The organism is Serratia odorifera, assembly GCF_041448735.1.
In the GTDB taxonomy this organism is placed as follows: Bacteria; Pseudomonadota; Gammaproteobacteria; order Enterobacterales; family Enterobacteriaceae; genus Serratia_F; species Serratia_F odorifera.
In genome coordinates this window covers 899,702-918,542 of sequence record NZ_JBGMUT010000001.1, presented here as the reverse complement: position 1 = coordinate 918,542, position 18,841 = coordinate 899,702, and the positions used below count along the sequence as shown (strand labels likewise).

The window sequence follows — 18,841 nt, the reverse complement described above, 5'->3', positions numbered from 1 at the left end:
TGCAATGGCGGGGAGTTACCCTGCCATTGCTTAAAATTACCGCCACTTCAGCGTTTATGGTGATCATGATCACTTTTTTTTGCAACATCATGGTAATTTTCATCCGTTTGTTTTTATACTGATATGCACTTTACCTACAACAAAATGACGAGTGCACATCATGATAGATCCCCGCCTACCGCTTACCGATATCCATCGCCACCTTGACGGCAACATTCGTGCGCAAACCATTCTCGATCTGGGTCGCCAGTTCAATCTTCAACTGCCAGCCAACGAGCTGGAAGCGTTGCGTCCACACGTGCAGATCACCCATGCCGAGCCCGATTTGGTGAGCTTCCTGCAAAAACTGGACTGGGGCGTGGCGGTATTGGGCGATCTGGAAGCCTGCCGCCGTGTGGCCTATGAAAACGTTGAAGATGCGGTCAACGCCGGGCTGCATTACGCCGAGCTGCGCTTTTCACCGTATTACATGGCAATGAAGCATCGCTTGCCGGTTGCCGGCGTGGTGGAAGCGGTGGTTGACGGCGTGCGTAGCGGCTGCCGCGATCGCGGCATTGACGTGCGCCTGATTGGCATCATGAGCCGCACCTTTGGCGAAGATGCCTGTCTGAAAGAGCTGGAAGGTCTGTTGGCACACCGCGACAGCATCACCGCGCTGGATCTGGCTGGCGACGAGCTCGGCTTCCCCGGCAGCCTGTTCCTCAGCCACTTTAACCGTGCGCGCGACGCTGGCCTGCGCATCACCGTGCACGCCGGCGAAGCCGCCGGGCCGGAAAGCATCTGGCAGGCGATTCGCGAACTGGGCGCCGAGCGTATCGGCCACGGCGTCAAGGCGGTAGAAGATCCGGCGCTGATGGATTTCCTGGCAGAACATGGCATCGGCATTGAATCCTGCCTGACCTCCAACATTCAGACCAGCACCGTGCCCTCATTGGCACAGCATCCGCTTGCCACCTTCCTGCGCCACGGCGTACTGGCGTCAATCAACACCGACGATCCGGCGGTTCAGGGCATCGAGATTGCGCATGAGTACAACGTGGCGGCGCCACAGGCCGGACTGACCCCGGACGAGATCCGCCGTGCGCAGCACAACGGCCTGACAATGGCATTTCTTGACCAACGGGAAAAACAGGCGCTGCGCGATAAAGTCGGCGCTTGAACGCTACGGGCGCAGTGACTGCGCCCGTAGATATGACGCTATTTGCTCGCCTCAACCGCCTGCTGCCGGGCGGTTTTGCGCGCATAGCGTTGTGCCAGCACGGCACAGACCATCAGCTGTATCTGGTGGAAAATCATCAACGGCAGCACCATCGCCCCGACCGCCGCCGCCGGGAACAGCACGTTGGCCATCGGAATGCCGTTCGCCAGGCTTTTCTTCGACCCGCAGAACACGATGGTGATCTCATCGGCGGTGTCAAAGCCCAGCAGACGCGCGGCGTAGGTGTTGATCACCAGCACCGCGGTCAACAGCAGCAACGACATCAGCACAATCACCAACAGCGACCAACCGTCAATCCGCTGCCAAATACCTTCCACCACCGCCGCACTGAAGGCGGTATACACCACCAGCAGAATCGATGAGCGGTCAGTGAGGTTGATCAGTTTGCGATGGCGATCGACCCATTTGCCGATCAGCGGCCGCGCCAGATGGCCGAGGATAAACGGCACCATCAGTTGCAGAATGATCGAACCGATGGCGTGCAACACATCGGTATTGCCACCCTGGGTATGCATCAGCGCGCCCACCAGCAATGGCGACAGGAACACCCCGAGAATACTTGAGGCCGACGCGCTGCAAATCGCCGCCGCGACGTTGCCGCCGGCTGCCGAAGTAAACGCGATAGCGGACTGCACGGTAGCCGGCAGCGCACACAAATACAGGAAACCCAGGTAGACGGTCGGCGTCATTACGCCGGGCACCAGCAGGTTCATCGCCAACCCGAGCAGCGGAAACAGCGCAAAGGTACTGAGGAAAACCAGTAAATGCAGTTTCCAGTGGCTCATACCGGCGACGATCGCATCGCGCGACAGCTTGGCGCCGTGCATAAAGAACAGTAACGCGATGGCGGCGGTAGTCAGACGTTCGAAAAAGACTTTCCACACCCCTTCACACGGGAACAGTGATGCAACGATCACTACCAGAATCAAGACCAGCAAAAATTTATCAATGCGCAGGCGCTGCAACCAGGACATGAGACAGAATTCCTTGCAAAAAAGCGGGTTCAGTGGCTGAACCCGTAATATCAATCAGAATAATTTTATCGACCGTAACGCAGGCACTCAGGCCACCGGCAGCGCTTTCTGTTGTGCCGCCGACGCCATGCCCAGCTCGATCATTTCCATCACCGCGATTGCCTCACTGGCGGGCACCGGGTTTGCTGCGCTGCCGTTGATGGCGTCGCGAATGGCGGCATAATAGGCCGGATAGTTGCCCGGCAGGGTCAACAACGGTTTTTCTGCCAGTACACCATCACGTGACAACGTCACCACCCCATCACGCATATCATAGCCCCAATCGGCCTGCGGCAAGCGTTCGCCGGCCTTCAGCCGATCCTCCTGCGGATCCAGCCCGAATTTGACAAAGCTGCCCTGGGTGCCATGCACGATATAGCGCGCGCTTTCCGCCGCCGCCAGCACCGTGCCGTGCAGCACCACCCGGCGTTTGGCGTAGTGTAATACCGCGTGGAAATAGTCAACGGATTGCGAACCTGGACGCAGCTCGGCCATATCGACAAACAGCGAGTCCGGCTTGCCGAACAGCTGCAGGGCCTGGTCGATCAGATGTGGGCCAAGATCGTACCAGATGCCGCTACCAACGCCACCCTGTTCACGCCAGCGCTGACGCACTTCGGGGCGGTAACGATCGAAATGCGATTCGAAGTACACCACCTCGCCAAGCGCCTGTTCCTGCAATAATGCTTTAAGCGTCAGAAAATCGCTGTCCCAGCGGCGGTTATGAAACACCGACAGCAGCAAACCGCTTTGCTTGGCCTGCTGGTCGAGCTGCTGCGCCTGGGACAGCGTCACGGTAAACGGTTTATCTACCACCACGTGCTTGCCAGCGGCCAGCGCCTGTTGCGCCAGCGGGAAGTGGGTATCGTTCGGGGTGGGAATGACGATCAGATCGAGTGTCGGATCGTTGAACAGCGCCTGCGGATCGCTGACTACTGACAGGGTTGGCCAGTCGGCGTGCACTTTGCCGGCATCACTGCTTGATACCGCCGCCAGCTCGACGCCGGGCGTGCCGACGATCAGCGGCGCGTGGAACGTTTTGCTGGCATAACCGTAACCGACCAACCCAACACGTAATTTTTCAGCCATGGTGTTTCCTCTGACAAGGCTTATCTAGACCTCTCCGATTTGACACCATGACGCCGGCCGCGACAAGAAGTAAATTAAATGTTAACACCACTAGCGAGACGATGCCGCTTCCTGCAATGGCCACGGCTGCTCACGCAGACTCTTCGCCGGGTAGTTTATTTCCAGGCTGCGGCGGCGAAAATCGCTGGGGCTGACCCCCACGCGTTTGCGAAATACCCGGGAAAAATACAGCTGGTCGTCATAACCGACCACCCGACCGATGGTGGCGATAGATTCCTGGGTAGTCTGTAGCAGCAGCTTGGCACGGATCACCCGCTGGTCCTCACGCCAGCGCAAAATGTTGATCCCTACCTGTTCGCGGAACAGGTGGGCCAGCCGCGATGGCGACAGGCAGACGTGGCGCGCCACTTCATCAATGCGCAGTTCTCCAGCCAGGTTGCCGGTGATGTACTGACAGGCTTCAATTACCCGCGGATCCATGATTTTCTGCGGACTGAGCGGATCTTCCTCCATCGCCCGCAGCAGCAGGCGCTCCAGCAGATTCATCCCCATTTCTTCCGCAAAGCGTCGACCGGAACGCTGGGTTTGTTCAATGTTGGCAAATAACCGATCAAACTCCAGCAGCAGGTTGTTGTTCGGCAGCGACAGGCGTCCAACCTCATGGGTTTTGCTGTGCCACTCCAGCCAGTCGGCCCAATAGGCTCGCGGACGAAAGTAGACCCAGCGGTGATACCAGCAATCGCTTTCCGGCGAGCGGCCGTAATAGTGCGCCGCCTTGGGCGGAAACAGCAGCAGATCGCCGGGGTTGCAGTAGAAGGTGTCTTCACCGTCAAACACCTTGCCCTGGCCTTTGATGGTGAGATTGAGAATGTAGCCCTTCATGCCGCCAGGGCGATCGATAAAGAAATCCAGCGGCCCGTCCGCCATGATCGGCGTCAGCCCGGCAACCAGGTAGGCATTAAAGGTGTAACCCGGCAACAGCGGGTTCGGTTGGGGTTCCTGAACCATGCGATGATACATCTAGCCTCCAAAATTCGCGTCCACCCCGCCCGCGTTGCGCCGACGACGCCACTGCGAGGTACCTGTGTTTAGTTTACCGGCCCGCCAGATAACTGCGCGGGCCGGTGGCAGAACTGTGATGCCGGCGAACTTTTCCCCTAGGCCGTACGTTTCGCCTTCTGTTTGTAACGGTCGAAAATCACCGCTGCCAGCAGGATCAACCCGCGTACCACGTACTGCGAGAACGGCGAGATGTTCAACAGGTTCATCGCGTTTTCCACCGTGCCGAGGATCAGAATGCCGGCGATCACGTAGGAAATCTTGCCGATCCCGCCCTTCAGCGACACGCCGCCCAATACGCAGGCGGAAATCACGATCAGTTCATAGCCGATGGAGGTCATCGGCTGACCGCTGGTCATACGCGAAGCCAAAATGATGCCTGCCGCCGCCGAGACCAGGCCGGACAACACGAAGATGATGATTTTGGTACGTACTACCGGTACCCCGGCCAGACGCGCCGCCTCTTCGTTGCCGCCAATCGCCAGCGTATTGCGGCCAAAGGTGGTTTTGTTCAGCAAAAAACCGAACAGCGCCAGACAGCCGATGGTGATCCAGATCGGCGCAGGCAGCCCCCACCAGTTGGCATAGCCGAGGGCGAAGAAGCGCTCATCCTCGATGCCCACCGCTTTACCGTCGGAAATGATATACGCCAACCCACGGAAGATTTGCATGGTCGCAAGCGTGGTGATCAGCGCGTTGATCTTCAGGCGAGCAATGACAAAGCCGTTGATCAGCCCCGAAGCCATGCCCAGCAGCAGACCGGCGCCGACGCCAATCCACAGGCTTTCAGTCATGTTGATCACCACCGCGGTGGTGACCCCGGCACAGGCGATCACCGACGCCACCGACAGATCGAAGTCACCGGACGCCAGACAGAACAGCATGCCGCAGGCCACCATGCCGGACATGGAAATTGCCAGCCCCAACCCTTTCATATTGATGAACGAGCCGAAGTTGGGCACAAATACCATGCAGGCGATAAACAGCACCGCAAACACCACCAGCATGCCGTAGCTGTCCCAGATACGCGTCAACCCCTGGCCGCCGCGGCTTTTTACAGAATTATTGGTTGTCATGGTCGACATCTCTTTCTCCTTCACAGTCAGGCCACCGCGCTGGCGGCGTCAGGGGCAATTTCGGGGGTGCGTAACATTGCCAGGCTGAGGGCCTTTTCCTCGCTGGCCTGGTCATGCAGCAACTCACCGGAGATGGCGCCTTCGCGCATCACGATGATCCGGTCAGCCAGCCCGAGCACTTCAGGCAGATCGCTGGAGGCAAACAGCACCGCAATGCCCTGCTGCGCCAACTGGTAAATGACGTTGTAGATTTCATGTTTGGCGCCAACGTCAATGCCGCGCGTTGGCTCGTCGAGCATGATCACTTTCATCTCTTCCGACAGCCAACGCCCGAGGATCGCCTTCTGCTGATTACCGCCGGACAGGTTCATAATCAGCTGCTCGGCGCTCGGGGTTTTGATATTGAGCGCGCGGATGTGGTGCGCCGCATTGCTGGTTTCCCAGGCGTTGTTGATCAGGCAACCGGCCTTGATGCTTTTACGCCGCGCGCTGATGTTGATGTTGTCGCGCACCGAATGCACCGGGATAATGCCATCGGCCTTACGATCCTCCGGGCACAGCATGATGCCGGCGCGAATGGCGTCGATGGGCGAACCTATGCGGATTTTCTCGCCGTCGAGCGACAGCTGACCGCCGGCGATGCGCGTGGCGCCGAATATCCCCTTCATCAATTCGCTGCGCCCAGCCCCCACCAGGCCAAACAGGCCGACGATCTCCCCGGCACGTACGCTGAGGCTGATCGGCGTTTTCACGCCGCTGGCCTGCAGGTTGTCCAGTTGCAGGCGTACCGCGCCATGCTCACGCGGCTGATAACCATAAACATCGCCCAGATCGCGCCCGACCATCGCCTGCACCAGCTGTTCGTTATTCACCTGACTCATGTCGTCGAAGGTGCGCACGTAGCGCCCATCCTTGAACACCGTGATGGCGTCGCTCAGGGCAAAGATTTCCTCCATACGGTGCGATACGTACAGAATCACCCGGCCCTCGGCACGCAGTTCACGGATCACGCGGAACAGTTGCTCAATCTCGCGCGCCGACAGCGAACTGGTCGGCTCGTCAAAGGCAATCACTTTGGCATTGCGCGCCAGCGCCTTGGCGATTTCCACCATCTGCCACTGGCCGATTGACAGGTACTTCAGCGGCGTATCCGGATCGATGTCCAACCCGAGATGCTCAAGCTGCAAACGGGCTTCATAACGCAACAGCTTGCGATCGACCAACCCGCGTTTGGTCGGCAACTGGCCCAGATAGATGTTCTCCGCAACCGTCATTTCCGGCACCAGGTGCAGCTCCTGGTAAATGATCGCCACGCCGGCGTCCAGCGCGTCGGTGGTGGCATTAAAGCGCACCGGCTGGCCCTTGAGATGGATTTCGCCCTTGGTCGGCGCATAGTTGCCGCTGAGGATCTTCAGCAGCGTCGATTTGCCGGCGCCGTTTTCCCCCATTAGCGCGTGGATCTGCCCGGCCTGGCAGCTGAAACTGATATCGTCCAGCGCCTTGACCCCCGGAAAGGTTTTTCCGATGCCCTTGAAAGCCAGATACGGCGTGGTGGCTGTCATAGTGCTTTCCTCATGCTTGTCTGAAAACGCCGCTCGCCGGCAAACGCCGTGACAACCGATGGCCGTCACGGCATACGCACTGGGCGAGCGGGCAATGCAAAGCGTTACATCAGGCCTTTTTTCTGCAGTTCGGCTTTGAAGTTGTCACGCGTGATCAGCACCACGTCGGTAACTTCGGTGAATTTCGGTGGCTCGGCGCCCTTTTCAACCCAGTCATGCAGCATCTGAATGCTCTTGTAGCCATGGATGTCCGGGCTTGGCAGCAGCGAGCCATAGAAGCCGGTGGCCTGCCCCTTGGACAGTTCGCTCACCGCGTCAACGCCGTTGATGCCGATGCCGATCACGTTCGGTGCTTTAAAGCCCTGACCTTCGGTAGCACGCACGCCGCCCAGCACGGTATTGTCGTTCATGCCCACAATCAGCCAGTTCTTCACCCCGGGATGCTGCACCAGCATCGAGTTGGCGGCGTCAAACGCACCTGGAATGTCGTTGGATTTGGTCGGTACCTTATAGATTTGCTTTTCCGGGAAGCCGGCGGCCTTCAGCGCGTCCATCGAACCGCTGGTGCGGCGGCGAGCCGTGTCCAACTCATCGGCGGTGATCGCCATTACGCCGGTTTCTTCCACTTTCCAGCCACGCTTGGTCATTTCCTTCCACAGCTCTTGCCCCTGACGCTCGCCGATTTTGGTCGCCGCCATCATCACCAGCGGCACGCTGTCCATCGGCTTGCCTTTGGCGGTGACGAACTGATCGTCAACCGCAATCACCTTCAGATCGTAACTGCGCGCCTTGGCGACGATCGCCGAACCAAGTTTCGGATCCGGCGTGCAGATCACAAAGCCTTTGGCGCCGCTGGCCGCCAGGCTGTCGATGGCGTTGAGGGTTTTTTCGCCGTCCGGCACGGCGATTTTGATCACTTCAAAGCCGAGGTCTTTACCGGCCTTGTCTGCAAACTTCCATTCGGTCTGGAACCAGGGCTCCTCCGGTTGCTTGACCAGAAAACCCAGCTTCATGGTTTCGGCGATAGCCGATTGTGACATAACCGCTGCCAGGCCAATCGCCGCCAGTGCCTTAGTGAATTTATGCATGATGCTCTCCGCTGTGTTGTTCTCCCCGGCGCTGAAATCACCGCGCAGTGAAAACGCTTTCATTAGGGTAGTGATACGGTTATCGATAAAGAAAAACGCTTATTGATGCGCCTTCGTTCCTCATCGACTTTCAGACCGGGTTAGTTTTAGCGGGTATTTGTTGCTGAAATGTAGAGCGCTATCACATCCAGAGATTACAGCAGATATGTACATATATTTAGCAAATTTAGCCAATCATTAACTTTTGACTGCCATCACAAAATCACTGCAGGAAGCAGGAAAGTGCATACTTCCAGCTAACCGCTCCTCACTGCCCCATGACACACGCTCCTATGGTTATAGCCATCTTTCACGATGCAGATGCGTTGACGGCGCGTGCGCGCCCGTCAGTAGCCGAGGCTGCCCCCGGTAACCGACCCCGTTCGGCGCCTGCACCCTGAAACCTATCGGGTATCCGCCACAACAGATTAATAATGAGGGTCAACATCATGACGGCAGGCGCAATCGCCCTGGGATTGGACTTCGGCAGCGACTCGGTGAGGGTGCTGGCGGTGGAGTGCCATAACGGCAATGAGCTGGACACCGAGGTGGTTTATTACCCCCGCTGGCAACGCGGCGAATATTGTCATGCGGCTGAAAACCAGTTCCGCCACCACCCACTCGACTATATCGAGGCGATGGAGCAGGCAATCGTGGCGGTGGTGCAGCGCATGAGCGAGCAGCAGCGCCAGCAGGTGATTGGCATCGGCGTGGATTCCACCGGTTCAACGCCGGCGCCGATTGATGAGAACGGCGATGTGCTGGCGTTGCGACCAGAATTCGCCAATAACCCGAATGCCATGTTCGTGTTATGGAAAGATCACACTGCGATTGAAGAAGCCGAAGAGATCAATCGGCTGTGCCATAGCGGCAACGCGGCCGATTATTCACGTTATATCGGCGGTGTTTATTCCTCCGAGTGGTTTTGGGCCAAAATTCTGCACGTATCGCGCGCCGACGATGCGGTACGCCACGCCGCCGCTTCCTGGGTTGAACTGTGCGACTGGGTGCCGGCATTGCTGTCGGGAACCACTGCGCCGGCGCGGTTAAAACGCGGGCGCTGCAGCGTCGGCCATAAAACGCTCTGGCACCCGGACTGGGGTGGTCTGCCGCCAAAAGAGTTCTTTGCCGCGCTCGATCCGCTGCTGGTGGAAGACTTGCCCTATCCCCTGTTCGAACAGTCTTATACCGCCGATCTGCCGGTCGGCACGCTGACCGCCGAATGGGCGCAGCGCCTGGGCCTGCCGCAGCACGTGGTGCTGTCCGGCGGCGCGTTCGACTGCCATATGGGTGCGGTCGGCGCCGGCGCCCAGCCGTATACCCTGGTCAAGGTGATCGGCACCTCCACCTGCGACATTCTGATTGCCGACCGTGAACGGGTCGGCGATCGCGCCATTGCCGGTATCTGCGGTCAGGTTGACGGTAGCGTTATGCCGGGGCTGATCGGCATGGAGGCAGGCCAGTCGGCGTTCGGTGACATGTACGCCTGGTTCAGCCGCCTGCTGAGCTGGCCACTGCGCGAAGCAGCAACGCGCCAGCCGGAGCTGGAACCACAGCTCAAACAGATTGAAAACCAGCTGCTGGCGTCGCTTACCGACGCCTGGGCCGCTAATCCTTCGCTCGATCACCTGCCGGTGGTACTGGACTGGTTCAACGGTCGCCGTACGCCATATGCCAATCAGCGCCTCAAGGGGGTGATTACCGATCTCAATCTCGGCACCGATGCACCGACGCTGTTCGGCGGTTTTATCGCCGCCACCGGCTTTGGCGCGCGCGCCATTATGGAATGCTTTGAACAGCAGGATATCCCGGTTGAGAATGTGCTGGCATTGGGCGGCATTGCCCGTAAATCACCGACCATCATGCAGGTTTGCGCCGACGTGATGAATCGCCCGCTGCAGATCGTCGCCTCCGATCAGTGCTGTGCGCTCGGCGCGGCGATCTTCGCCGCCGTCGCTGCCGGACAGTTCGCCGATGTCCCTGCCGCACAACGGCACATGGCCTGTGGGCTGGAGCGCACGCTGCAACCGGATCCGCTGCGAGTCGCACGCTTCCAGCAGCTCTACCAGCGTTATCAGCAGTGGTGCGACGCCGCCGAGCCGCGCTACGCCGCTGAACGTCATGCATAAGGATCCACAGCCATTGAACTTTCGGGCGCCGCCTGCGGCAGCGTCCGCTCTCTTATCACCCAGTCAACATGTCAGGAGTTACTGATGGACGCATTCAAACAGCGCGAAGTATGGTTCGTGATCGGCAGCCAGCATCTGTATGGCCCGCAAACGCTACAACAGGTCAAAGAACATGCCGAGCAGGTGGTCAACAGCCTGAACCGCGACGCCGGTCTGCCGGTCAAGCTGGTGCTAAAACCGCTGGTGACCACGCCGGATGAAATCACCACCGTGTGCCGCGATGCCAATTATCAACAGCAGTGCCTCGGCATTCTGACCTGGCTCCATACCTTCTCGCCGGCAAAAATGTGGATCGCCGGCCTGTCGATCCTCAACAAACCGTTGCTGCAGTTCCATACCCAGTTCAACGCCGAAGTGCCGTGGGACAGCATGGATATGGACTTTATGAATCTCAACCAGACCGCGCACGGCGGCCGTGAGTTTGGCTTTATCGGCGCACGCATGCGTCAGCAGCACAGCGTGATCACCGGCCATTGGCAGGACCGCAACGCGCATCAACGCATCGCACAATGGATGCGCGTTGCCGCCGCCCGTCAGGAAAGCCAGCAGCTGAAAGTGGCGCGCTTTGGCGACAATATGCGCCAGGTGGCAGTAACCGAAGGCGATAAAGTCGGCGCACAGATCCAGTTCGGCTATGCGGTGAACGCCTACGGCATCGGCGATCTGGTCAGCGTGATCAACGAAGTCAGTCGTGGCGACGTCGATACGCTGATTGAAGAATATGAAGCCAGCTATGTGCTGAGCGAAGCGGTAAAAAGCAACGGCGCCAAACGCGAAAATCTGATCGACGCGGCACGTATCGAGCTGGGTATGAAACGCTTCCTTGAGCAAGGGGATTTTCACGCCTTTACCACCAACTTTGAAGATCTGCATGGCATGAAGCAACTGCCGGGGCTGGCGGTACAGCGCCTGATGCAGCAAGGCTACGGCTTTGGCGGCGAAGGCGACTGGAAGACCGCCGCCCTGCTGCGCATTCTGAAAGTGATGGCCGGCGGCCTGGATGGCGGCACCTCGTTTATGGAGGATTACACCTACCACTTCCAGCCGGGTAACGATCTGGTGGTTGGCTCACACATGCTCGAAGTGTGCCCATCCATTGCCAAGGAGCAAAAACCGCTGCTGGACATTCAACCGCTGGGCATCGGCGGCAAGGCGGATCCGGCACGCCTGATCTTCTCTACCCCGGCCGGCCCGGCGGTCAACGCCAGTCTGATCGATATGGGCGATCGCTTCCGTCTTCTGGTCAACCAGGTGGATACCGTGGAACAGCCGCATCCGCTGCCGAAATTGCCGGTGGCGCGCGCTATCTGGCAGGCACAGCCGACGCTGGCTACCGCTGCCGAAGCCTGGATTCTAGCCGGCGGCGCGCACCATACGGTATTCTCACAGGCGCTGAACGCCGATTATCTGCGTCTGTATGCCGAAATGCACAACATCGAGTTCCTGCTGATCGATAACGACACCACGCTGCCGGCGTTCAAGAACGAAATCCGCTGGAACGAGGCCTACTATCAGCTGAACCGCCGTTAATCTCGCTCTCTCTGCCAGCCAACAAAACTGCAACCGGTTTCAGAAACCGGTTGCAAAACCATTCCCGTTCCCCCTAGACTAGGCTGATACTGATTCAATCATTCATCTGACAGAGAGAGTTGTTTATGTCTGCTTTCCCGAAAGATTTCCTCTGGGGCGCGGCTACCGCGGCGTATCAGGTTGAAGGCGCCCATGACGCCGACGGCAAGGGCCCATCCATCTGGGACGTGTTCTCCCACCTGCCCGGCACCACCTATCAGGGCACCAACGGCGATGTGGCGGTCGATCACTATCATCGCTTCCGCGAGGACGTGGCGCTGATGGCCGAAATGGGCATGAAGAGCTACCGCTTTTCCATATCCTGGCCGCGCCTGCTGCCGCAGGGCCGTGGCCAAGTCAATGAGGCCGGGGTAGCGTTTTACAGCGATCTGATCGACGCGCTGCTGGAACACGGCATCGAACCGATGATCACCCTTTATCACTGGGATCTGCCGCAGGCGCTGCAAGACGAAGGCGGCTGGGAAGCGCGAGCCACTACCGAGGCGTTCGAAGCCTATGCCCGCCTGTGTTATGAGCGTTACGGTGACCGCGTCAAGCTGTGGTCGACCTTTAATGAAACCATCTGCTTTATTGGTTTTGGCTATATCACCGGCGGTCATCCACCGGGCGTGCAAAACCCGGCGCGCGCGGTGCAGGCCTGTCACCACGTTTTTGTCGCCCACGCCAAAGCGGTGGCGGCATTCCGTACCAGCGGCATCGACGGCAAGATCGGTTTCGTCAATGTGTTGCAGACCAATACCCCACTCAGCCAGTCACCGGAAGATCTCGCCGCCTGTCAGTTGGCCGATGGCATTTTTACCCACTGGCTGTATGACCCGGTACTGAAAGGCGAATACCCGGCAGAACTGCTGGCGCAGACTCAGGCGTTGTGGGGCGTTCCGCAGTTCGCTGACGGCGATCGCCAACTGCTGCGTGACAATATCTGCGATTTCATTGGCCTGAATTACTACAAGCGCGAAACCATTGCCGCCAACCATCAGGAATCCCACCTGACTATCAACACCACCGGCGAAAAAGGCAAAGGCCACCAGCAAGGCAATGAATTCGGCTTCAAGGGTCTGTTCAAGTTCGTGCGCAATCCGAACGGCGTCTATACCGATTGGGACTGGGAGATTTATCCGCAGGGCCTGACCGAAGGCATCATGAATATCAAGGCGCGCTACGGTGACATTCCGATTTACATCACCGAAAACGGCCTTGGCGCCAAAGATCCGATTATCGATGGCGAAGTGGTAGACGACGACCGCATTGACTACCTCAACCAGCATATCGGCGCGATCGAAGATGCAATCGCTCAGGGGGCTGACGTGCGTGGTTATTATCCGTGGTCATTTATCGACTTGCTGAGCTGGCTGAACGGTTTCCAGAAGCAATACGGTTTTGTTTATGTCGATCACCAGAAGGATCTGGCGCGCCAGCGCAAGAAGAGCTTCTTCTGGTATCAGAAACTGATCGCCAGCAACGGCGCAGAGCGTTGATTTAGCCTGCGCTCACTTTAACCCGCCCTGCTACGGGGCGGGTGTTGGCGTATCAACCAGGCACCTTATGCGACTCTGGAGCTTGAGAGTGCCAGTGGCTAAGGGCCGGTTACTTTAGCAAACCTCTTTGGTCTATCTCGTGCCATATCAGCTCCGGAATGTTCGCAACATCCGCTATTATTCTATTATGAACAATTATCTGACTTGCATTGCCATAACCCGGCGCCCATAAGTAGTTGTTGTCGATGACGTCTTTATAAACAGAGATAAGTGTTTTCTCCCATGCGGCAGATATATGCACAATCGACGTGTCTGGCGTTACCACCATGTCAGCCCCATACAGTAATGCCATAACATGATGTAGTGAGTTAAATGGGTTTATAATGGCATTATCAGGAAGTTGTAGATTCAATTGTCGCCGATGATCGAGAAGAATGAACGTGATATTGGTTGATTTGCTATTAAGCATCTTAACAATATTGAACAGTTGCCGTTGAGATAGATCCCTCTCCGCACTGCCAGTAAATACATTAATCACAATTTTTATCCGTTCTTTTTTGGCGTCATAAAAATCACGCACTTCACGAAAAACCGCACCAGGAATGTGCAAATCATAAGCTTTGGGATTTATATGGCCAATTCCGATAAAACTAGCCACCATGGCAATAGCCTCTGTTACATGTTGCTTACCATTTTCAAATGCAAGCGATTTACTGTAATGGTTAATGCAATTCCATTTATTGAAGCCAATAACCGCTTTGGCATTTATTTCACTAAATAACCTTAACCTATGCACTGGAGTTTCGAACAGGCAAAGGTCAATGATCAGATCGTAATGATTCGCTCTTAACCGATTTATTGTCGACTCTGCAACGGTATGATTAAAGCTCTTAAGAAAAATCGCAGTGCTACAATCCTCTGCCTGGTAGACACCTCTGATATAAGGATTATATTTAACCACCACACTACTCGACGTTGTCAATAATAAATCAACCGTGTAGCCAGCCTCAGACAACCCCTTTATCAGTGGTGTAGTAACCACCACGTCGCCGACGGTACCCTCATTGCGCAGGAGCAGAATGGTTTTAATGGATTTTACATTTAGCTCACTCCTTATCCTTTTATCCCAAATCAGTTTTGCCAGGTAAATATTTCCATTAAGTTTTAGCTGCTTGAAATAGTAGTTCCTGCGACGATTCCATTCTCTTAATTTTCTGAAGCGCCCTTTTGTTATGGTGATTTTCAAATCCTTATTCATAAAACCTCCTTGTTATTAATTGATCATTAAATCTGCTTTCTGTCTCTTGGCATGGTAGCGATTGCTGTTATTTTCTTTGCAATACCAGGTGGTGCTTACAGTCAATTTTTTTAAATCCTGCTCGCCTAAACACCCGGCAGAGTGGCACTATGGCTGCTGACCTGGTGTATAATACTGGCTATACTGCCATTTTTCATAAGTGTGTTAGGGAATAAAAACCACCAATAAAATTATCTTATGAACGTGCTCTTTACGCGCACTGGCACCAGTAATGCAGGCTGAGATCACGCACCGCGTCGGGCGACAGGTCTTTGCCCGCTTTGAGTTGGCTACTCTGCAGCCCGCCCTTTTTTGTCCAGTTGGTAATACGTGTCGCTCTCGGTGTGGCCACGCCGATATCGACGTTATGCGCACCGTTACGCAATAACAAGGAGGTTCATCATGGCCAAGATCAACGCACAACGTCAGGCAGAGTACCGCGCACGCCGTCGCTGCAACCACAACATCACCCGCCTGAACATGGAAGTGAGTCACCGCGCCCAGTTTGCGCTTGACCGATTGGCGTATCACCACGGCCTGACCCTGCGCCATATGCTGGAACGGCTTATCACTGAATCCCATGATGCCTTGTGTAAGACGCTGGATGGAGCCGTGGTCCAACGCTATATCGACAAAGCACCGACCACCGACAGCAACGAGGTGACACCATGAAGATAACCTTCACCGCCGAACCGATAGCCACACTGACCCTTATCCGTCACGGCTGGCGACCAGGAAGCCGGTTTAGGCTGTTACGTCAGGGCAACCTGATCACGCTCACCCTTGTTACCGATAATGACGAGTGGGACACCCTGTGCGCAGACAGCCAGCACGGCTATGACCTTGGTGCAGACTGGGTGCGGCAGAACGGCGAGCTGGTTATTGGTGGCGACTGGCTCAGCGAGTTTGACCTCACGAGACCCAAGCAGATCAAGGCCACCGCTGCGCCGGGCAAGATAGTGATAACACAGCGAGAACAAGGGTATTTTAGTGCATAAAAGCAAAACCTCGGCCACTTGTCCGAGGTTTTTGTTTACCTGCCACAAGGGTGACGTTGCCCTGGTTGCTGCCAACGGCGCTGACGCTTTGGCTCTGGGTGGTGCCTTTCTCGTCGATTTCATTGGAGTTGGAATCGAGCATTCATTCAGATAGAGTTTTCTGGCTTTTTCATGTCAGATGACCTCTTTTTGCAGGAGAAGAAAGGCCGAAAACTCTACTTTACGCCGGTACTGAACAAAGGGAAGAGATCACAGCGGTAACACCGGCAAGTATCGCATCAACGTAGTTAAACGGATCTTTACCACCAAGCTGAACGGCTGCATTTGCACCTACACCTATCGCTGCATTGGTCAACACACCGGCTTTAAGAGAGTTTGCCAACGGCCCCGCCCCAAATGCCAAGAACGCCTTATCACCGAGCCGCATGACGCGCTGTGTAAGACGCTCGATGAAGAAGCGTTCAACCGCTACCTCGACAAAGCACTGGCCACCGACAGCAGCAACGAGGTAACGCCATGAACCTTGACATCACTTTCACCACTGACCCGATCCCCCTGATTATACTGGCCGGTCAGACGCTAGCGGACAACGGCTTTACGCCGGGCACCTTGATTGCGGTGCAACAAAAAGACTCGGCGTTTTATATCAGCATCGTTAACGACCCGCAGCGCTGGCAAGCCCTCTGCGAAGAGAGCGAGAACCGTGCCGACCTCAGCGCCGATTGGGTGCGCGATGACGGTGAACTGATTATCGGCGGCGACTGGCTCACCGATATCGATATTACCCAACCGGAACACATCGACATCACCACTGCACCAGGCAGGATCGAGGTCAGACGACGAACACTGACTATTTTCAAGGCCTAGAAGCATCAACCCCGGCGAAAGCGACCGGGGGTTATATTAATCTACCTAAAACTCATCGATAACAAAAAAACCAAAAAACAATTCCTATAGGCGGACCTATCAAGGATACCTTGAGACAAACAAATAAATCTTCCGATGAAAAGGGAAAGTTGCTATTAACATCCCAAGCTAGCCATGCCCCTAGTAATCGTCCAAATAAGAGCATAAAAATATCACCACCCCCATTGAACAGCACAGATATAAAAGGTTAAGTAATGACTTCGTTTTATTTTCCATCACTTTCCCCCAAGCTATTCTGTAGCTTATCCTGAACCATCCCTGACACGGCTGAATCGCCAATATTACCTACATTTTCCTATGACGCTCATGCAACTTATTTTTCAACCATACTCCAGCACCTAATGCCACTCCTGCCATGCTCCCTTTTTTTAATGCGATATATAATGCATCTTCCCATGAAAAAAGGAATACCCCATCATTGAAGTAGAAAATTGTTGACACTCCTAGTTGGCATATGAAAAGAACAAAAGATATTAAAACAGTACAGTATACAACCAAGAAAAGAAGCCAAAGGATACCAACCTTGCTGAACAGATTCATTGCTTCTTCTCCCGCTTGTCTAACTCATCTTTTACAGCTTTTCCTGTAAGTTCAGAAGCAGTAGAACCTGTAACTGCCCCAATAACATCCTTTGTTACTTGATCAGTTCCGGATACAATGCATCAACAACTTTTCCTCCTAAACTACCAACCGCACTACCAAAGCCAGTACTTATCACAGAGTTAGTCGGATCTTCCCCTTTAATCGCACTGCCAATCGCAGCCCCCCCATATTGATCGCTGCTGATGCCTGCCAGCTTTTACCTGTAGTCGCGGCAGCTGTCACACCAGCAAGAATTGCATCAACATAGCTGAAAGGATCATTCCCGCTAAGTTGTACGCCGGTATTCACGCCTACACCGATTGCCGCATTAAGCGCCATACCTTCTTTTATTGTGGTGCCAAGGACACTGCTGCCAAATAACAATACCGGGTCTCCAATGCTGGCGTTGGATTTATGATAACCCCAGGTATTCATGATGGTTTGTGCTTTCTGCTGCGCCTCTGTCTGCGGCGCTGATTTCAGATAATCCTGCCCAGAAAGAACTCCTGCGATCAGCTCTTTAGTCACTGCCTCACCATATTGAGCCTGCATGTCAGACGCATATATCTTCAGATAGCTCACCAACTCGGTTTGCTCTGCCGTGCTCAACTCACTCGGTTCTTTATTGAACTTGGCAACCAGTGCATCACTGCGTTTATCAGCATTCTCAAGCTGTAAAAACTCTTTCGCGGTTTGAAGCGACTTGTCGCCCTGCTTCACTTTTTCCGCCAACGCATCACGTTTTCCCGAGGAGGTACTACTCAGGAAGTTATTCTCAACCGCGTTCTTCCCGGCCTGCGCTGCCGTTACCGCCCCCACAGTATCGCCCGTTGCCAGTCCACCCACAAGCCCGGCTGCCAGAGTGCTCAGTGCACTGATAGTCTGTTTCTGCTCCTCGCTCAGTTCACTGACTGCTTTACCCAGATACAGCTGGTTCATCACCAGTTGCGCCATCAATTCACCGCTGACCGCACCCGTGGCTCCTGCCGCCGCACTGTTGCCACTGGCGTAAGCGATGACGGCTCCCACCACCGCGTGCGCCATCGCGCGACTGGCTTCATCCGACACCAGTTGGTGGATTTGCTCCGCAAGATACGGCGCTGCAGCTCCACTCAATGCCTGTGCCATATTGCCACCGGCCAGTCCCTGTATCGCCGCCGTCGCCGCCTGCATTCCTTGCTGGATGGCGCTTCCGGTGCCCCATTCGGCTTGCGCCGTCTTATACGAAGAGGTGTTGGTCAGCTTCTCGTTGTAAGCCGCCCAGTCTTCCTTGCTGGCACCTTTACCCGGTTCTTTCTCGCCCTTCGCCGCTAATTCTGCCTTACCCGCATTCGTCGCCCGGATTTGTCCCTGTGTCCGCGCGATATCCATCACCTGACCGCCAATCTCCCCGATCAGTTGAACCTGCTACCAAGTACCTCAGCCCTGGCTGGGGTACATAACAACATGAATTACAGGTCGCGATAATAGAAAAACCATATAGGTAACCCTATCAATATTCCAACAAGAGCTACTTTAAAATAAGTAAATAGTTTATCAAAAAAAAATGAAGGTATGTCCTCTCCTCCTCCTACCCAATAACCAAGTAGGCTGAATGACATCGCTATAATGAACAACGCAATAAAAAGGCTCAAG

At 55.6% G+C, this 18,841-nt stretch carries 17 protein-coding genes; 7 read left to right on the top strand and 10 right to left on the bottom strand.

The window, feature by feature from the left end:
* Nucleotides 1-160: 160 nt before the first annotated feature.
* Nucleotides 161-1,159, top strand: a complete 999-nt coding sequence (gene add / locus ACCC84_RS04300; protein WP_039992130.1) for an adenosine deaminase — start codon at nt 161-163, stop codon at nt 1,157-1,159.
* A 38-nt stretch (nt 1,160-1,197) separates the two neighbouring features.
* Here the strand turns inward: add and ACCC84_RS04295 are convergent, their stop codons facing one another.
* From ACCC84_RS04295 to ACCC84_RS04270, 6 genes are all read right to left on the bottom strand, one after another.
* On the bottom strand, nt 1,198-2,193 hold the full coding sequence (locus tag ACCC84_RS04295) for a bile acid:sodium symporter family protein (RefSeq protein WP_371901581.1): 996 nt from the start codon (nt 2,191-2,193) through the stop codon (nt 1,198-1,200).
* A gap of 87 nt (nt 2,194-2,280) precedes the next feature.
* Nucleotides 2,281-3,321: an oxidoreductase gene (locus ACCC84_RS04290; protein WP_004963315.1), complete on the bottom strand. Its 1,041-nt coding sequence runs from the start codon at nt 3,319-3,321 to the stop codon at nt 2,281-2,283.
* A 90-nt stretch (nt 3,322-3,411) separates the two neighbouring features.
* On the bottom strand, nt 3,412-4,341 hold the full coding sequence (araC, locus tag ACCC84_RS04285; protein ID WP_039992131.1) for an arabinose operon transcriptional regulator AraC: 930 nt from the start codon (nt 4,339-4,341) through the stop codon (nt 3,412-3,414).
* Between the two features lie 137 nt (nt 4,342-4,478).
* Nucleotides 4,479-5,465, bottom strand: a complete 987-nt coding sequence (araH, locus tag ACCC84_RS04280) for an L-arabinose ABC transporter permease AraH (RefSeq protein ID WP_039992132.1) — start codon at nt 5,463-5,465, stop codon at nt 4,479-4,481.
* Between the two features lie 17 nt (nt 5,466-5,482).
* Nucleotides 5,483-7,018 (bottom strand): L-arabinose ABC transporter ATP-binding protein AraG, encoded by a 1,536-nt coding sequence (gene araG, locus ACCC84_RS04275; RefSeq protein WP_004963321.1) that lies wholly within the window; start codon nt 7,016-7,018, stop codon nt 5,483-5,485.
* 104 nt (nt 7,019-7,122) lie between these two features.
* Nucleotides 7,123-8,106, bottom strand: coding sequence for an arabinose ABC transporter substrate-binding protein (locus ACCC84_RS04270; protein ID WP_039992744.1), 984 nt, complete (start codon nt 8,104-8,106; stop codon nt 7,123-7,125).
* Between the two features lie 488 nt (nt 8,107-8,594).
* Between ACCC84_RS04270 and ACCC84_RS04265 the strand changes: the two genes are divergently transcribed.
* The 3 genes from ACCC84_RS04265 (at nt 8,595) to ACCC84_RS04255 (ending at nt 13,402) form a co-directional block, all read left to right on the top strand.
* Nucleotides 8,595-10,274 (top strand): ribulokinase, encoded by a 1,680-nt coding sequence (locus tag ACCC84_RS04265; RefSeq protein WP_039992133.1) that lies wholly within the window; start codon nt 8,595-8,597, stop codon nt 10,272-10,274.
* A gap of 84 nt (nt 10,275-10,358) precedes the next feature.
* Nucleotides 10,359-11,864 carry an L-arabinose isomerase gene (gene araA / locus ACCC84_RS04260; protein ID WP_004963327.1) on the top strand — a complete coding sequence of 502 codons (1,506 nt, stop codon included), beginning with the start codon at nt 10,359-10,361 and terminating at the stop codon, nt 11,862-11,864.
* Nucleotides 11,865-11,989: 125 nt separating this feature from the next.
* Complete coding sequence (locus ACCC84_RS04255; protein ID WP_004963330.1) at nt 11,990-13,402, top strand: glycoside hydrolase family 1 protein; 1,413 nt, start codon at nt 11,990-11,992, stop codon at nt 13,400-13,402.
* A 109-nt stretch (nt 13,403-13,511) separates the two neighbouring features.
* Here ACCC84_RS04255 and ACCC84_RS04250 read toward each other — a convergent pair whose 3' ends face one another.
* Complete coding sequence (locus tag ACCC84_RS04250) at nt 13,512-14,660, bottom strand: glycosyltransferase family 9 protein (RefSeq protein WP_371901580.1); 1,149 nt, start codon at nt 14,658-14,660, stop codon at nt 13,512-13,514.
* A 441-nt stretch (nt 14,661-15,101) separates the two neighbouring features.
* Here ACCC84_RS04250 and ACCC84_RS04245 point away from each other — a divergent pair, with 441 nt between their 5' ends.
* Together ACCC84_RS04245 and ACCC84_RS04240 are read left to right on the top strand one after the other, a co-directional pair.
* Entirely contained in the window at nt 15,102-15,371 is a 270-nt protein-coding gene (locus ACCC84_RS04245) for a hypothetical protein (protein WP_371901579.1), read from the top strand.
* Nucleotides 15,368-15,697, top strand: a complete 330-nt coding sequence (locus ACCC84_RS04240; RefSeq protein ID WP_004963342.1) for a hypothetical protein — start codon at nt 15,368-15,370, stop codon at nt 15,695-15,697. The genes ACCC84_RS04245 and ACCC84_RS04240 overlap by 4 nt, the downstream gene beginning before the upstream one ends.
* A gap of 220 nt (nt 15,698-15,917) precedes the next feature.
* On the opposite strand, the gene ACCC84_RS04235 is transcribed toward ACCC84_RS04240, so the two are convergent.
* Nucleotides 15,918-16,079, bottom strand: a complete 162-nt coding sequence (locus ACCC84_RS04235; RefSeq protein ID WP_371901578.1) for a hypothetical protein — start codon at nt 16,077-16,079, stop codon at nt 15,918-15,920.
* A gap of 134 nt (nt 16,080-16,213) precedes the next feature.
* Between ACCC84_RS04235 and ACCC84_RS04230 the strand changes: the two genes are divergently transcribed.
* On the top strand, nt 16,214-16,564 hold the full coding sequence (locus ACCC84_RS04230) for a hypothetical protein (RefSeq protein WP_371901577.1): 351 nt from the start codon (nt 16,214-16,216) through the stop codon (nt 16,562-16,564).
* 345 nt (nt 16,565-16,909) lie between these two features.
* Here ACCC84_RS04230 and ACCC84_RS04225 read toward each other — a convergent pair whose 3' ends face one another.
* Both ACCC84_RS04225 and ACCC84_RS04220 read right to left on the bottom strand, forming a co-directional pair.
* Entirely contained in the window at nt 16,910-17,164 is a 255-nt protein-coding gene (locus ACCC84_RS04225; protein WP_371901576.1) for a hypothetical protein, read from the bottom strand.
* 174 nt (nt 17,165-17,338) lie between these two features.
* Nucleotides 17,339-18,577: a VENN motif pre-toxin domain-containing protein gene (locus tag ACCC84_RS04220; RefSeq protein ID WP_371901662.1), complete on the bottom strand. Its 1,239-nt coding sequence runs from the start codon at nt 18,575-18,577 to the stop codon at nt 17,339-17,341.
* Between the last annotated feature and the right edge of the window lie 264 nt (nt 18,578-18,841).

Bases quoted from the DNA above. Each gene is read 5' to 3' on its own strand.
- araC (WP_039992131.1), bottom strand. From the start codon at position 4,341: ATGTATCATCGCATGGTTCAGGAACCCCAACCGAACCCGCTGTTGCCG.
- ACCC84_RS04240 (WP_004963342.1), top strand. From the start codon at position 15,368: ATGAAGATAACCTTCACCGCCGAACCGATAGCCACACTGACCCTTATC.
- ACCC84_RS04230 (WP_371901577.1), top strand. From the start codon at position 16,214: ATGAACCTTGACATCACTTTCACCACTGACCCGATCCCCCTGATTATA.
- ACCC84_RS04265 (WP_039992133.1), top strand. From the start codon at position 8,595: ATGACGGCAGGCGCAATCGCCCTGGGATTGGACTTCGGCAGCGACTCG.
- ACCC84_RS04295 (WP_371901581.1), bottom strand. From the start codon at position 2,193: ATGTCCTGGTTGCAGCGCCTGCGCATTGATAAATTTTTGCTGGTCTTG.
- ACCC84_RS04290 (WP_004963315.1), bottom strand. From the start codon at position 3,321: ATGGCTGAAAAATTACGTGTTGGGTTGGTCGGTTACGGTTATGCCAGC.
- ACCC84_RS04245 (WP_371901579.1), top strand. From the start codon at position 15,102: ATGGCCAAGATCAACGCACAACGTCAGGCAGAGTACCGCGCACGCCGT.
- ACCC84_RS04250 (WP_371901580.1), bottom strand. From the start codon at position 14,660: ATGAATAAGGATTTGAAAATCACCATAACAAAAGGGCGCTTCAGAAAA.
- araH (WP_039992132.1), bottom strand. From the start codon at position 5,465: ATGTCGACCATGACAACCAATAATTCTGTAAAAAGCCGCGGCGGCCAG.
- ACCC84_RS04270 (WP_039992744.1), bottom strand. From the start codon at position 8,106: ATGCATAAATTCACTAAGGCACTGGCGGCGATTGGCCTGGCAGCGGTT.
- ACCC84_RS04255 (WP_004963330.1), top strand. From the start codon at position 11,990: ATGTCTGCTTTCCCGAAAGATTTCCTCTGGGGCGCGGCTACCGCGGCG.
- ACCC84_RS04220 (WP_371901662.1), bottom strand. From the start codon at position 18,577: ATGGATATCGCGCGGACACAGGGACAAATCCGGGCGACGAATGCGGGT.
- araG (WP_004963321.1), bottom strand. From the start codon at position 7,018: ATGACAGCCACCACGCCGTATCTGGCTTTCAAGGGCATCGGAAAAACC.
- add (WP_039992130.1), top strand. From the start codon at position 161: ATGATAGATCCCCGCCTACCGCTTACCGATATCCATCGCCACCTTGAC.
- ACCC84_RS04225 (WP_371901576.1), bottom strand. From the start codon at position 17,164: ATGAATCTGTTCAGCAAGGTTGGTATCCTTTGGCTTCTTTTCTTGGTT.
- araA (WP_004963327.1), top strand. From the start codon at position 10,359: ATGGACGCATTCAAACAGCGCGAAGTATGGTTCGTGATCGGCAGCCAG.